Annotated in this window: 12 protein-coding genes; 2 read left to right on the forward strand and 10 right to left on the reverse strand. The window is 38.2% G+C overall.

Annotated elements, in window-relative coordinates; genetic code table 11:
* Positions 1–251: 251 nt before the first annotated feature.
* Together AN161_RS09145 and AN161_RS09150 are read right to left on the reverse strand one after the other, a co-directional pair.
* The gene (locus AN161_RS09145) at positions 252–719 is read right to left on the reverse strand and encodes a threonine/serine exporter family protein (RefSeq protein WP_053594053.1); all 468 of its coding nucleotides are present in this window, start codon (positions 717–719) and stop codon (positions 252–254) included.
* 12 nt (positions 720–731) lie between these two features.
* Positions 732–1,484, reverse strand: a complete 753-nt coding sequence (locus AN161_RS09150; protein WP_053594054.1) for a threonine/serine exporter family protein — start codon at positions 1,482–1,484, stop codon at positions 732–734.
* Between the two features lie 269 nt (positions 1,485–1,753).
* On the opposite strand from AN161_RS09150, the gene AN161_RS09155 reads away from it, so the two are divergent.
* A complete protein-coding gene (locus AN161_RS09155) occupies positions 1,754–3,145 on the forward strand; it encodes a polysaccharide deacetylase family protein (protein ID WP_053594055.1) in 1,392 nt (463 codons plus the stop codon).
* A 49-nt stretch (positions 3,146–3,194) separates the two neighbouring features.
* Here AN161_RS09155 and AN161_RS09160 read toward each other — a convergent pair whose 3' ends face one another.
* The 4 genes from AN161_RS09160 to AN161_RS09175 all read right to left on the reverse strand — a co-directional run bounded on the left by AN161_RS09160 (position 3,195) and on the right by AN161_RS09175 (position 9,309).
* Positions 3,195–5,291, reverse strand: coding sequence for a beta-propeller domain-containing protein (locus AN161_RS09160; protein ID WP_241774532.1), 2,097 nt, complete (start codon positions 5,289–5,291; stop codon positions 3,195–3,197).
* Between the two features lie 136 nt (positions 5,292–5,427).
* A complete protein-coding gene (locus AN161_RS09165; protein ID WP_053594057.1) occupies positions 5,428–6,621 on the reverse strand; it encodes an acyl-CoA dehydrogenase family protein in 1,194 nt (397 codons plus the stop codon).
* Between the two features lie 10 nt (positions 6,622–6,631).
* Entirely contained in the window at positions 6,632–7,804 is a 1,173-nt protein-coding gene (locus tag AN161_RS09170; protein ID WP_053594058.1) for a saccharopine dehydrogenase C-terminal domain-containing protein, read from the reverse strand.
* A 26-nt stretch (positions 7,805–7,830) separates the two neighbouring features.
* Positions 7,831–9,309, reverse strand: coding sequence for an aldehyde dehydrogenase family protein (locus tag AN161_RS09175; RefSeq protein WP_053594059.1), 1,479 nt, complete (start codon positions 9,307–9,309; stop codon positions 7,831–7,833).
* A gap of 425 nt (positions 9,310–9,734) precedes the next feature.
* Between AN161_RS09175 and AN161_RS09180 the strand changes: the two genes are divergently transcribed.
* Positions 9,735–10,535, forward strand: coding sequence for a TIGR00266 family protein (locus AN161_RS09180; protein ID WP_053594060.1), 801 nt, complete (start codon positions 9,735–9,737; stop codon positions 10,533–10,535).
* Between the two features lie 210 nt (positions 10,536–10,745).
* Here AN161_RS09180 and AN161_RS09185 read toward each other — a convergent pair whose 3' ends face one another.
* The 4 genes from AN161_RS09185 to AN161_RS09200 form a co-directional block, all read right to left on the reverse strand.
* Positions 10,746–11,708: a D-glycerate dehydrogenase gene (locus AN161_RS09185; RefSeq protein WP_053594061.1), complete on the reverse strand. Its 963-nt coding sequence runs from the start codon at positions 11,706–11,708 to the stop codon at positions 10,746–10,748.
* A 258-nt stretch (positions 11,709–11,966) separates the two neighbouring features.
* Positions 11,967–13,268, reverse strand: coding sequence for a globin-coupled sensor protein (locus AN161_RS09190; RefSeq protein WP_241774533.1), 1,302 nt, complete (start codon positions 13,266–13,268; stop codon positions 11,967–11,969).
* Between the two features lie 268 nt (positions 13,269–13,536).
* A complete protein-coding gene (locus AN161_RS09195) occupies positions 13,537–14,370 on the reverse strand; it encodes an undecaprenyl-diphosphate phosphatase (RefSeq protein ID WP_053594063.1) in 834 nt (277 codons plus the stop codon).
* Between the two features lie 373 nt (positions 14,371–14,743).
* Positions 14,744–15,823, reverse strand: coding sequence for a metallophosphoesterase (locus AN161_RS09200; protein ID WP_053594064.1), 1,080 nt, complete (start codon positions 15,821–15,823; stop codon positions 14,744–14,746).
* Positions 15,824–16,228 lie beyond the last annotated feature (405 nt).

A 16,228-nucleotide genomic window follows, 5' to 3' on the forward strand; every position in this document is an offset into this window, starting at 1 on the left:
TATCCGTCACCTTTCTATCCGTCGCCCTGCTTTCTATCCGGCACTTTGACGTTTCTATCCACGACTTTGGCTGTTCTATCCGTCGCTTTCGCTGTTCTATCCACGACTTTGACTGTTCTATTCGTCGCTCTGCCTTCTAACCATCACTTTCGCCTTAAAAAAATTCACATCAGAAAAGCGCGAGAAATCAACGTTTCTAAAATTGATTTCTCGCGCTTTTTAAGATTTTAATCAGTTTTGTCCCAGCCGCCTTATTTCTTGTAAACCTTTTGGAATGTCGCCTTACTAGTACGGACAGAACGGAAAATAAGCTGTATAAGCACCTCTGCAAACACAAGCCCCATAACGATTGCACCTGTAATTAAAAATGCCTTTAATCCATACTGTAGCCCTTGTATATAATCATCCTCAACAACATTTCTCATTGCATTATAAGCCATGCCTCCCGGAACTAACGGGATAATACCGCCAACAATAAAGATAATCATCGGCATTTTAAAGCGTCGAGCATACAAATGTGCAACAATAGCAATTACAAATGCGCTAAAAAATGAGGCATTCACAATATCCAGGCCTTGTTCTGTTAGGACGAAATAAATCATCCAGCCTACTACCCCAACAAAACCACAATAAATTAAGGTTTTTCTAGGTACATTAAAAATAATTGCGATACCAGCAGTCGCAAAAAAGCTAACAATCAATTGTATGATATAGTCCATGTCGCCTGCCTCCTAAAACGATAAAGTGACGGCAATAGCTGCACCGATTGCAAAAGCTGTTAAAAAGGCCTCTGCGCCCTTTGCCATCCCCGACATAAAATGACCTGCCATTAAATCCCGAACTGCATTCGTGATCAAAATACCTGGCACTAGTGGCATAACGGAGCTAATAACAATTTTATCTATTTCCGTACCATGCCCATATTTCACTGCAAAGACAGCAATCGATCCTACTACTAATGAAGCCGTAAATTCTGAGAAAAATTTCACTTTTGTTAAGTCATTTATCATTAAAAGCACTAGGAAGCCTAACCCCCCTGCCAAGCAGGCAAAAAGGAAATCAGACCATCCCCCCTTAAACATTATAAGGAAACAACCACTCGCAAGAGCAGCTGATATGACTTGAATATATGTTGGTAAAAAATAATTTGTTTTTTGTATCGACTTTAACTCGTCATACGCGTCTTCTAATGTTATCATGTGAGATGTGAGTCTCCGAGATACTGAATTTACCAAGGCTATTTTTTGCAAATCTGTTACCCTGTTGGAAATCGATGTAATTCTCGTTGGCTGTGTCTTGCCTAACGAAAAAATGATCCCTGTAGGTGTGGTATAACATTGCGCATCTAGCATATTTTGAGAATGTGCCATACGTAGCATTGTATCCTCCACACGGTATGTTTCTGCACCACTTTCAATCATAATTCGTCCCGCAAGCAATAAGCAGTCAATCGTAAATTCATTATCCACTTCACGTAAAACCATTATAGCTATCTACCTCCTTCAAAAGGTTCCTTGCCCATAGTATCGAACTGCAAATAAAAACTCAACCGAAAATTTTAACTTTTAACAAAAATGCTTTGGCTTTCATATGCTGAAAAGTGTAAGCAAATGAGTTATTTATTCATGAAGATCAGTTTTCTATAAATTGAAAGCAAAATTTTGTAGATTCGTATAACTTTTTCAATGACTAACACGTCTGATTGTATAGAAAGTATAGAAAAATAAATAAGGGAAGGAGCGTATCCATCAAAATGCCGGAACGCAGAAAAAGACGCGGCCCAATGATTGATTTCCTATTAATTGGCCTCATCATTACATTAACAACTATTATTTTATTTATTATCCTATCAAAGGATGACTTTAAGTTTCAAAAAATCAGTGCCTCAAAAGAGACAGATTCAGATTCAATAACGAGCAAACTATCCACAGAAAGCTCTGCGTTTCCAGGTATTCGTATTGTAAGCGATGTTTCTAATGATGAACGAACACCTTTTGCTATTCACTATCCGGAAACAGATAACAAAGCTTTTAACGATGCTGTATTACAGTACATAAAGGATTCAAAAGAAAACTATCTGTCATCTATGAAAGAAAATAAAGATAAAGAGGCAATGGGTGAGCTTAATATTAGTTTGGAAACTTTCCCATACCAGAAGCACTACTATTCCTTTGTGCTAACAAAAACGTTGTATACAGGTGGAGCCAATCCCGAGGTTTCAACAAAAACATTCTTCATTAATAATGAAACTGGTGAATTAATTTCCATTGAAACTTTGTTGAATAACGACGACAACAACTTATCGGCATTAGCTACTCATGTACGTAATGACTTACAGAAAAACCTTCAGTTAAAGGATGAGCTAATAACGTCAACTGAACCGAAGTGGTCTAACTTCAATCGCTTTGCTATCGTTGATGATTCGTTACAATTCTATTTTGATGAGTATGAGATTGCTAGTGGAGCAGCTGGTCCACCAATTGTGAAGCTTCCCCTTTCACTTATTAATCCGTTGTTAGCCTCTGATTTTCAAATTGCCATGGAAAAGCCGACGAAGCCAACTAATACAGGTGACCCAAATACAAAGCGTATTGCCTTAACTTTTGATGATGGCCCACATCCAAAGGTTACAGAACAAATTTTAAATATTCTCGATAAATATCATGCAAAAGCTACCTTCTTTATGCTTGGTAGTCGTGTACAATATTACCCTGATATTGCTAGAGACGTACTTGCACGTGGACATGAAATAGGTAATCATACATGGAACCATCCTGTATTAACGAAACTGTCACAAGAGCAATCACTGCAGCAATACACATCAACCGTTGCGGAGATAGAGAAAGCAATTAATCAAGCTCCAACTGTATTTAGACCACCATATGGAGCAACAAACGAAACTATTAACGCTCAAATTCCAATTCCTGTAGTCTTATGGACGATCGATACATTGGACTGGAAGCATCGCAATGCTCAACAGTTACTACCTAATATCAAAAATAATCTACACAATAATGCCATCGTCTTAATGCATGATATTCATCAATCAACTGCAGATGGACTTGATGCCGTGCTTGCTTATTTACAAGGGCAGGGCTATGAATTCGTTACAGTATCAGAAATTCTTCCATATCGTCAAAAATAACTGACCAAAGAAAAAGTCCAATAAACTCAATGTTTATTGGACTTTTTGCTTATTTGATTGTTAATGTATCAAGTGGTTTGAAGTCTTTTAGCTGATAGCTCTTCACTTCGTTGCTAGCTACTGTGTAAAGAGCGTCATCTATATAAACTACTCGCTGTACACGCTGCTCCCAATTTTCATACTGATCGCCAGTGCTTTTATTAACAATATTTCCTTTTAGTACGATTCCTTTATTTGCAGTGATTTCATAGATTTGTGCACCTTGACCTTTGTAGACAATTTCATCGCCCTTCCCTGCATCATAAAGGACAACTGGGAAACCAAAGTAACTGTATTCCTTATTGCGGAATAGCGCTTTAGGATTGTATTGAACATCAGAATATGAGCCCTTGCCTCCGATTTTTACTGTTGATTGTTCCTTTGGATTTTTGAAATCTGAAACATCGAACAATGACATTTTCATATTAGTTGTAACTGTAAAATTACGTTTCGAATAGGCATCATAGCGTTGCTCGGTATCGTAGCCAATGCCAATTAAATGCGTTTCGTCTAATGGATGTAAATAGTTGCTAAAGCCTGGAATCTTCAGCTCACCTAGTACAGTTGGCTTTTTCGGATTTGCCACATCAATCACAAACAGTGGATCCACTTGCTTAAATGTTACTACATATGCTTTTTCACCCATAAAGCGAGCAGAATACACTTTTTCACCAGGAGCTAAATCTTTTACTGCACCAAGCTGTTGTAAATTTTCATCTAATATAAATAGGTGGTTACGTGATATTTCTTGTTCATCCCTCGTATTTCCTTCAGTTGTAACGATGCGGAAATTGCCTTCATACTCATCCATTGAGTATTGATTTAACACTGTTCCTTTTACTTCCGTAGTACCTACAAAATTCATGGCAGTTCCATCAACATTCCATTTAAAAACTTGTGTATCCGTTGCTCTTGGCATCCAGATCATATCCATAATGCGACTAGCAGCAGGCACTGGATTTCCATCATAAATTGGTGTTGTTAAATAAAGTGCATTTTCCGACATATAAAGTCCACTACTACCACCTAAGTATCCCTTAGTATTCGCAGTTGTTTTGGCACCATTTTTTAAATCCACTGCTGTCATTAAGCTATATGTTCCATCCATTGTATTTGGTAAAATAGAAATTTTCTCTAAAGGTAAGCTTTTATATTCTTTACCTTCTATACTATCAAATGTTTTCGGTTTTAAATCTGGCGCTTTTTGATCTCTAAGCATCCAATAATTCGGATACATATTACCGATTAAATATAATGTGTCGTCTGTAATTCGAATATCCTGCAAATATCCCTCTTGACCCACTTCACGTATAAGCTTTGCATTCTTTGGATTTGAAATATCATACAACGTAGCTGTCGACATGCTTGTGCCTACTTTTTCTAAATACTCATCCCCAATCGCTATTAATAAATTATCATATAATGCTAGCTTCGAAATATATTGTGATTCTTTCAGCTTAATTGTTGTCGCTAATTTTAAATTTTTCGGATCTCTAGCATCAACTACAGTAATGCTTTGATTCTTGACAGCATAAATAAAGCCATCCTTGACAACCACTATATCGCCTTCCTCAACTCCCTCTACTTGATTATTTGTTGTTGAGGCATTGTTTGCGCTCGCTTTATCTTCGCTCCTTGCAGTTTCTACGCTTGCTTCATGGCTCATTTCTTTATCTGAATTCGCTAAAAGTGCTTTGAAATATTGTTGTAGCTCTTTTTCTGATTTTACTGCTTCAAGCTTTTCTATGACCGTAAATGGGATTACTTGCGATGCGGTTTTAGGTCCACTTAGTGCAAATGCCTCTTTATTCACATGTAATTTATAGCTACCAGGTGCTAGATCGCTAACAATTAGTGTTTTTTTATCTTCTCCCAATGTTATTGTTGCTGTCACCTTTTGATTTTTGCCATTCGTTACATATACATGGGCATCCGTTATTTTGCTATCCTTTAGTGCCTTTGTAAAGAATGCTTGCCAGCTATGAGTTGTCATACTCGCAGTTGCCGCCTGTGCCTCCGCTTTTAAGGGCGTCTTCAACGAAAAAATTCCTGGCAAAATAGCTAGTACGGTGATGAGTAAAATTGCTATCCACTTGTTTTTCATCATTTTTCTTTCCTTTCATAAAGTTGTTTATTAATTAGACTACCAAAGAACAAAAGAGTTACATTTTTCTGAAATTTTCATCGCAGGAGTTTTTGAAATATTACAAAAAGAAAAACGAGGGGGAGTGAAACCCTCTCGTTTATTCATCAAATGGCCATTTTGGTAGCATTTTTGCTAATGACTTATCTTGACGTTTCCCTAATACATAGTCAGCCTGCATAATTGTATGAATCTCACGCGTACCTTCATAGATAACGGGCGCTTTCGAGTTACGTAAATAACGAGCGACTGGATATTCATCTGAATAACCATATGCTCCATGGATTTGTACAGCATCATCCGCTGCCTTATTGGCAAAATCACAAGCCTGCCACTTTGCTAATGATGTCTCTCGCGTATTGCGCACACCTTTGTTTTTTAACTCACCAACACGATATACAAGCAAACGACTCATTTGATAACCCGCTTCCATGTTGGCAATCATTTGACCAACTAGCTGATGCTCACCGATGGGCTTCCCAAATGTTTCGCGTTCATGACAGTATTTTACGCTCGCCTCGATACATGCTTGAATGAGACCGACAGCGCCTGCTGCTACAGTAAAACGACCATTATCTAGCGCAGACATTGCAATTTTAAAGCCTTCTCCTTCTTCTCCTAAGCGATTCTCAACAGGTATACGTAGATCTTCAAAAAAGAGCTCCCCTGTATTACCAGCACGAATACCGTATTTGCCTTTAATGGCCTTCGATGTAAAGCCCGCCATAGAACGCTCTACGATAAATGCACTAATGCCATGATGCTTCTTCGATTTATCCGTGTAAGCAAAAACGATAAAATGATCAGCTATATCACATAAAGAAATCCATGTTTTCTGCCCATTTAATACGTAAAAATCTCCATCCCTTATAGCGGTGGTAGACATTGCGGCTACATCTGACCCTGCTCCAGGCTCTGTTAAACCAAACGCCCCAATTCGAACCCCTTTCGCCTGCGGAACAAGATATTGCTGTTTTTGAGCCTCTGTTCCCCATTGCATTAAGGTCATGCTATTCAATCCTGTATGAACTGAAACAGCTGTGCGAAACGCTGTATCTCCACGTTCAAGTTCTTCACAGACGATGGCAAGCGCATTGTAATCCATGCCACTGCCACCGTATTGTTCTGGTACACAAACACCCATTAAGCCAAGCTCAGCAAGTCTGGACCAAATCTTCTGATCAAAGCCACCCTCAGCATCCCACTTCGCAATATGCGGAATGATTTCATCATCCACAAACTGTCGTACTGTTTTTCGTAGCATTTCCTGCTCAGTGGTAAATTCGAAATTCATGACCAAGCACCTACCATTTCACAATCATTGCAGATTTATGAGATGTCTCCTTAATGACAACGCCACGTTTTGCCATCTCTTCAATATAAATGTCGCCCGGTACAACTGATTCAGGTGCGAATACACCACGCTCTGTAATTTTATCTTCCCCAATCATTTGAGCAACGACAGAAATTGTATTTGCTGTTGCACGAGCCATGGCCGTTTCATTAATCGTCATATCTTTACGCACAACCATTTCGTACTCATAAGTCACTTGTTGTTGCGCTTTTTCACCCGCTACAATAACACGCAGCAGTACTGCATCTGGTTTTGTACCAAGCTCAAGTTTCTTTTTAAGTGCCTCACGAACAACTGGACGCACAGAAACCTCCTGATCTTCTACCTCTACCTTATTACTAGCATCTAGGAACCCTAAATCTGCTAATAGCTTAAACTTCTCTGCATGTCCCTTATAACGAATTGTTTTATATTCTAATGTGTGGACATTTGGGAATGTCTTATACAATGTCGATATGCCGCCAGATGTATAAAATGCCTCAAGCACACCAAAACCTTCGAAATAAATAGGTTCAATACCTGATAAAGATGGAACTTCTTGAAGTTTACCTTTTTGAATCATCTTTGATGGCTCCGTATAATGATCAAAGACTCCATCTAGTGAAAATACTCGTGTATAGTGAAGAGGTGGCTTCGGCTCTGTAGGAATACCGCCTACAAAAAGTTTAATAGATTCTACCTCATCTAATTTCGATGCACCATAGCCTGCTAGTATATTAACCATACCTGGTGCAACACCTAAGTCTGGAATAATTGTTACGCCTTGCGCTGTCGCCTCTTCGTTGAGATCTAATATTTTTTCCGTTACACCGCCAATATGACCACCTAAATCTACGGAATGTACACCAGCCTCAATCGCTGCTCTTGCTACACGCTCGTTGAAGGAATAGAATAAAGCATTAACGACTACATCGCCTTTTGAGATAACCTCCATTAACGAGTCATCGCGCTCAGCATGAAGCTCTACAACCTCAACCTTATCTGTATTTAAAGAGTCCACAAAATCCTGCGCTATTTTCACGTCAATATCTCCTAAAAATACACGCTCTACTTTGCTACTTTTTATTAAATCACGAGCTACCTCTTTCCCCATTAAACCTGCACCTAATACAACAACTTTCATCAAGAACATCCCCTTTCGTTGATCTGTTACTCTGTATCGATTTGTGCTCTTTGTAATTTACCGCTATAGTCTACATAAATACTTTTCCATTCTGTATAGACATCCAAGGCAGCTATACCCGAGTCACGGTGACCATTCCCCGTGCCCTTTGTGCCACCAAATGGTAAATGGATTTCAGCACCTGTTGTGCCGGCATTCACATAAACAATACCTGTATCTAAATCTCGTTGTGCGCGGAAAATCGTATTAACATCTTGTGAGAAAATTGAACTGGATAAGCCAAATTTTACGCCATTGTTTACTTCGATTGCTTCATCCAAACTTGCTACTTCAATTAGAGAAACGACCGGGCCAAAAATTTCTTCCTGTGCAATAATCATGTTAGGCTTAACGTTGGTAAATAGCGTAGGCTCATAATAAAACCCTGTGTCATAAGGAGGCTCAGATAAAATTCTTCCTCCAGCTAATATTGTTGCCCCTTCCTGTTTGCCTATTTGCACATAGTGATTAATTTTTTCCAATGCAGCTTTATTAATCACGGGTCCGATTTTTACACCTTTATCTAGGCCGTCCCCAATTGTTAGCTTTTGCATTTCGTCTAATAGACGTTTTTCTAATTCCTCTCTTACATCTTTATGCACGATCACGCGGCTACATGCTGTACATCTTTGACCAGCAGTACCAAATGCACTCCATAAGATTCCTTCAGTAGCTAGCTGTAAATCGGCATCTTCCATAACTATGACTGCATTTTTTCCACCCATTTCTAATGAAACCTTTTTCAGGTGTTTACCACCTAGCTCTGCTACCTTACTTCCTGTTGATGTAGAACCGGTAAATGAAATGACCTTGACGTCTGGATGTCCAATTAATGCTGTCCCAACTGTTGGCCCTGTACCAAAGACAATATTTGCTACTCCGTCTGGTAAACCAACCTCTTCAAAAATTTTGCCCATTTCATACGCCATCATCGGCGTCTCATTAGATGGCTTCCAAATGAACGTATTGCCAGCAACAATTGCAGGGAACGACTTCCAAGTGGCAATAGCTACAGGGAAATTCCACGGAGTTATTAAACCTACAACGCCAATAGGTGCCCGTACACTCATGGCAAATTTATTGGCCAACTCAGACGGTGTTGTCTCCCCAAATAACCGTCGCCCTTCACCGGCCATATAATAAGCCATATCTATCCCTTCCTGTACTTCACCTCTTGCTTCTTCAATAACCTTTCCCATCTCTTTTGTTAAAACGGTCGCCAAATGTTCCTTCTTTTCTTTCATTTTTTGACCGATGGCATATAAATAGTCCGCACGTTTAGGCGCAGGTACTAACGCCCAGCTTTTTTGTGCTTGTTTTGCAACCGCTACCGCTCCATCTACCTCACTTGCCGTAGAAAGCGGTATTGTAGCTAGCTGCTCCCTATTTGCAGGGTTGGTCACTGCTATACTTTGTAAATGCGAATGTGTTACCCACTCACCGCCGATATAGTTTTTGATTTCCACTACATACACCCCCTGAAGTATCTTGATGCCTCTGCTTCATTGTTACCAGTCGCATTGCTTTCAGACAGAAATATCATCTATTACTCTATCTATATAGAATTAAATGTGTCAAAATTCCGAAATTTCAATAAATGACCATCTACAGAGCATGCTTTTGGTTCAACAACATCGGTGACAATCGCCAGAGGCTTTATTTTCTTTTAGCTAAACATCCATGTAGCTTCACGGATGAAAGTCCTTTGTGAGCATAGGAAAAACAATCACAAAACTTTTAGCTAAGAAAATAAAAAATACACATTCTAGTTTTTTATATTCGACATTTACTAGCTTATTCCCTTTTTTTCTAAAATAATTAATTACACTTTGAAACTAATGTAACTTATAATCGTATATAATAACAAAATTATTTTTGGAGGAATCCTATTATGAATAATCACGAAATTGACTACAAATTATATGGCGATGATATGCAATACGTACAAGTGGAGCTTGATCCTCAAGAAACTGTGGTAGCTGAAGCTGGAGCTTTAATGATGATGGATGATGCTATCCATATGGAAACGATCTTTGGTGATGGGTCAAGAGGAAGCCTAGAAAGTGGTCTTATGGGAAAATTATTTGGAGCTGGGAAACGCCTAATTACAGGTGAAAGTTTATTCATGACGACATTTACGAACGTTGGTTCAGATAAACGCCATGTGTATTTTGCTTCTCCATACCCTGGTAAGATTATTCCAATGGATTTAAGTCAATTAAACGGGAAAATTATTTGTCAAAAAGATGCATTTTTAGCTGCTGCAAAAGGAGTTTCAATCGGCGTTGAATTCCAGAAAAAAATCGGTGTTGGCTTCTTTGGTGGTGAAGGCTTCATTATGCAAAAGCTTGAAGGAGACGGCATGGCTTTTGTACATGCAGGTGGCACTATTCATGAAAAGACTCTAGCACCCGGAGAAGTATTACGTGTTGATACAGGCTGTCTAGTTGCTATGACATCTGATGTAGATTATGATATCGAGATGGTCAAGGGCGTAAAAACTGCATTGTTTGGCGGTGAAGGTATCTTCTTCGCTACTTTAAAAGGTCCAGGTAAAGTATGGATTCAATCCTTACCATTTAGCCGATTAGCAAGCCGCGTCTTCGCTGCAGCACCAATTTCTCAAGGCGGTGGCGGTCAATCTAAAGGTGAAGGTGGCATTGGCGGTTTATTTGATATGTTTAATAAATAGACCAACCATCTATCCAATTTTTTCATTATAAAAGGAGCTCATCTAGTTACGATGGGCTCCTTTCTTCATTTGAAGCAAATCCTCCTTAAATGCGAAAGCGAAGTGCCAGCAACAACAGGAGTCTACTCGGATTTTTACCTTTATATCAAAAGTTTATAGCAATTCTTCGAGGATATTGCGTTTAAACAACCTCTATTTTTAGCCTCACCATTAATCTATTCGATTCGTTACAGCCTTGTCCTGCCCATATGCGGTAAGTGCTTTAACGTTTAGCATTAGCATAGCAGTTCTAGTTTGAAGCGACGCACTACCGATATGCGGAAGTGCTACAACATTAGGAAGCGTCAATAATGGATGATCCAACGCAATGGGTTCATGTTCAAATACATCTAGACCTGCTGCCCACAGCTTACCATTTTTCAAAGTGTCATAAAGTGCATTCTCATCAATAATGCCACCACGTGATGCGTTAATTAACACAGCGTCGTCCTTCATTAAGGCAAGTTCCTCTGCTCCTATAAGCCCTATCGTATCATTATTATAAGGTGTCATAATAACGACAAAATCCGATTGTTTTAAAAGATCCTCTAACGATTCATATTGAAAGCCATACATTTCTTCTACCTCGTGGCGACGTCTACGATTGTTATATAAAATTTTCATATCAAAACCTTTTGCTCGTCTTGCAACAGCCTGCCCAATACGCCCCATACCAATAATCCCGATAGTAGCTCCGGATACATCTTTACCTACTAATTGCATTGGATACCAGCTTTTCCATTTACCATCACGCAAATATCGTTCGCTTTCTGGAATTCTACGAGCAGTCGCAAGCAATAATCCCAATACTAAATCAGCAGTCGTATTTGTTAAAACTCCTGGAGTATTTGTCGCCATAATACCGCGCTGACGCAAGGCTTTGACATCAATATTATTAAATCCAACTGCTAAATTTGTCACAAGTTTTAAATTGGGTGCGTGTAATAGTAACTCTTCATCTACTTGATCAGCAATCGTTACCCATAATACTTCACAATCCGCCACAGCTGCCAATAGCTTTTCCCTTGGTATAACAATTTCCTCTTCCTCCCATTGTTCGATATCATAATACTCTTTCAACGGCTCAACTATATGCGTTGGGAACTTACGTGTAATAAATAATTTCTTTTTCATATTCCGAACACCCCTCTATTCAATTCGCCTATAGCGTAACACTTAGAACGCGCATTTTCTAGGGATTTCTTATCTTTACTTGTGTGGTAGCTATTCCTTTTAATCGCTCTACAAACTTCATCCGTCTATTTGTTGTTTTATCCTCCAAATAAACGATTTTGTCCTAAAAACTGGCTCATCACCAACTTATCCTCATGGTATACGTCTATGCTATCCCAACTAAGCAAAAAAACTATGCATAGGCTTTATGCATAGTCGTTAAAAATCTCTGATTGTTGTATCTAAACGATTTGCAACTTGTTTTAACTCCTCTGAAGATTCTCCAATTGATTCGATCATATCTGCCAATTCTGTTATTTGTCGTCCAACGTTTTGGAAGTTTGAGATAGAACCGTTCACTGAGCCAGATATTGCATCGAATGCTTTTAAAGATTCTGCATTTTGCTCAATACTATTGTTCACTAGTTCTTGGATTTCATGAATCGCTTGGACAACTTGGTTCGTAATTCCATTAGACATAGTTATGAGATTCGCGATTTGTTCTACCGAATTTTTCGTCTGATCTGCAAGCTTACGGACTTCACTCGCCACGACAGCAAAGCCTTTTCCATGCTCTCCTGCCCGCGCAGCTTCAATGGCTGAGTTTAACGCAAGTAAATTTGTTTGACCAGAAATACTTTTCACAATTTCAACCACAGCATTAATTTTAGAGGAAGAGTGATCTAATTGCTCCACCATATCCGACATTTCAACTGTCTGATGATGAATTTTCCCTGTTTGCTCGCTAATTGACATTATTTTAGAATAACCATCAGACGATACCTTTTGCATTGTTTTTGCTTCATCGATACTTTCCTTCAAGTATTCATTAACTTCCTTGGCGCTAAAAACAAGCTCAGTCACTGTTTCATTCGTACTATGAGATTGAGTCTCTAGCTGCGTAGATATTCCACCTATTACTTCCTTAACGTGAGCTCGAACACTATCCCGCTGCTTCTCAATTAATGTATTCGCATAATTATCATATTCCTCTAAAACAATTTGTTGCTCGAAATTACAAATCTTACTAATGGCATCACAAAATTTCTCTTCATCATCTCTTGATAGATGAAGCTTATAAACTATCTTTCTTAAAAAATTTTCAAGATTTTGAAAGGCTGCTAAATACCACTTAGGGTACAAGTTAATCTTCACATGCATTTTCGCCACACGTCTTCTCTTCTCCAAGAATGCTTCGTCTATACGCCCTTCAAACATTTCTATAATATGATGGCGTAATGTTTGGCGTAAACGTTCGCTGGAGCTATGCTTTTGAATAACCTCACGTAAAGCTGGCACACTTTCAATTGCATGATAGAATGCTGTTACTGCCTCTAAGACATTTTGTTCAATATATGGTTTTAAACTTTTAATTAACTGCAAATCTTGTCTAGTTAAATTTACTAGATTTAACTGTAGTAAACGTTCCTGATCTTGAATAATAACCCCTATGCTTGAATCATCACTAATTTCAATTGTGTTTTTCTTAGCCCTATTTCCAATTTGAAACAATTTATCCACCCCACTGTGCCGTACTATGACTAAATTATTATCTAAAAACAACAAAATCTATGAATCAATTATACGTTTTATTCAATCAAAATAACAATATATATAGGTAAATAATATCTATTTTTACAATAAGTATTGATATACACCATTTCAATATAATACTTTATAACTATTCAATTCATTTCAAAACAAGATGAAAATACTAAAATAAATATAAAATATCAAATTTCAAACTAAAAAAGCCACCCATTCTTTAACAGAAGAGTGACTTTCTTATTTACATAAAGATAATAACCGCTAGTACAGCAGCTAGTACTAAACGATAAACAGCAAATGGCATTAATTTCACTTTTGAAATAAGTGCTAAGAAGAATTTAATAGAAAGTAATGCAAAGATAAATGAACTAATGAAGCCCACTACATAGAAGCCAAAATAATCCATAGATAGCGTATCCCAGTTTTTCAGTACAGATACTAGACTAGCACCTGCCATAATTGGTACCGCCATAATGAAAGTAAAATCTGCCGCTACACGGTGACTCATACCGAATAGTACACCACCAGATATTGTTGCACCTGAACGGGAGAACCCTGGCCAAAGTGATAAGCATTGCACTAAACCTACTTTAAATGCTAAACCATAAGAAATTTTATCTAGAGAATCCACTTTTGGTCTTTTCGGTGCTAATTTATCTGCAGCAATCATTAAAAGTGCCCCAGCTACTAAAGCATAAATAACATGCTCCACTTTAAATAGATGATCATCGATAAAATCTTTAAATGCAAAACCTAATATAACTGCTGGCAACATACCTACAATAACATGCACTAAATTGAAGTGACCTTTCACCGATGTCGTTTGGCCATCAATTTTATAGAGTCCAACTAAATTTAACATTCGTTTCCACATAACAACGACTACGGCTAAAATGGAGCCTAGCTGTACAACGATTTTAAATGTATTGGCAGGATACTTCCCTAAAAACTCCTCTGTCTTTAGCCACATATCGTCGACAATAATCATATGACCTGTCGACGACACTGGCGCAAACTCTGTCATTCCTTCGACAAAGCCTAATATAAGTGCCTTTAATAATTCTATGATATCCACGTTGTCACCTTACCTTTTATTAATTAAATATCCACATATTATAAAATACTCTTTTTCATATACAATGGCTATAGCATTTAGTTATGAATAGACGGCCTCATCACCATAACGTAGGGTTGATTTCAGTTCCGGCTGGCGCTTTCCTGGGGGCGTCGGGCCAACACGAGGTTGGTCACGAAGGCGTTATCACAGGACGTGCTGCTTTTAGCCTTCGTTCCTCTACCCGCTTCGCTTCAACTCCAATCAACTTAATGGCATACGGTTTTAACAAATGTCACCCCAACCTTTATTACTATAATTACAACTTTTCAACAGTAGTTGTCTGCCAAGCTAGCTGAATCATTCATCTTACTCCAACTGCCATATTCCCCAACTAACGGAAGTTTATATCCACTACCCATAATTCAGAACGGCTACCTATTCGCATAGGAGGACCCCAAAAGCCAAAGCCTGATGAAACAAGTGTATGCATTTGCTCCTTCATCTTATAACCATGATCAAGCTCAAATACACGAGCCGTAATATATTGGTTTGGCCATAATTGGCCTTTATGCGTATGACCTGACATATGGAAGTCTACACCCATTTCTGCAGGCGTAATTAAATCATTTGGGGTATGATTCATGACAATCCAAGGCAAGTCATCTGTTGACTTCAATGCATCTAGTTGCTTTCTATTCTTGTTTGTAATATCCTCTTGACCCGTTAATATTAACGCATCGTCGATTCTAATAGTTTCATCACGCAAAATTTTCACATTAGCATTTTCCATCTCTTCAACAAACTCAGGAATTTTCTTGCCATAATACTCGTGATTGCCCAGTACACCATACACTCCGTATGTAGATGTTAATTGCTTCATCACATCTGCCATTCCCTCTTTAACAAACCATTTGGGATCGTCATCCACAATATCTCCAACTAGAAAGACGATATCCGGCTTTGCTTCATTCGATAAAGTAACAAAGCGCTGTAAATGTTTTTTATGTGATAGAACACCTAAATGAAAATCTGATGCAACTACAACTTTCATCGACTCTAGCTCACTACTCTTTTTATCCATCGTTATTTCTAAATGACGGACAACAGGAGAATACGCTAAATAGGTGCCGACAATACTTAGTACAAACAACATAGCAATTGCTATACTACCAATTATCTGTACATTTTTAAAGGGACTTAGCCAAATAACCAAGTTTGCTGTCAAGCAAAGCAATAATCCGTATTCAAAAATAAACATCCAATAATTATGGATTATTGAAAACATTCGTAAGGACTCATGCAATCTACTAATAATAATACTAAACGCAATGATATACAGCACTAACCAATATAAAATTGGATAACGGAACCAGCCCATCGCCACAAGCCACTGTCTTAATCCCCACCCTAAGTAAAAAGTTATTGCACTATATATACTTATTAAAAGAATTCCTCCAATTACTTTAGGCATTTCAGTCCCCTACTTTCCTATAGTTTAGTCGATTATAGCATTATACTTAACATTCATATTTACACTAAGTACTTTGAATATTCTTCTTATAGAAAGCAAGTGGAAAAGGACAACAAATTGGCTTCTTATATCAAGTGTACATATTCCTGATTATTCAATCGTATGATTTACATGACAATCTAATTAGGAAACTGATAATATCGTAATCTAGGCTATTACACGAAGTCGTTTACACCAGCCACACTGGAAGCTGATTTACTCCTCTGGGATTACAGATGAGACCCTGTAGCGCTCATCGGATGCCCCAGGAAAGCTCCTATGAAATCAAACCTATGTTATGTAAGATCCCCTCTTACAATTCTATCTAATTATAAGATTATGTAAAAAATCTAAGAATAATATGCT

Origin of the sequence: Lysinibacillus sp. FJAT-14222 (assembly GCF_001278875.1) — a bacterium.
In the GTDB taxonomy this organism is placed as follows: Bacteria; Bacillota; Bacilli; order Bacillales_A; family Planococcaceae; genus Lysinibacillus; species Lysinibacillus agricola.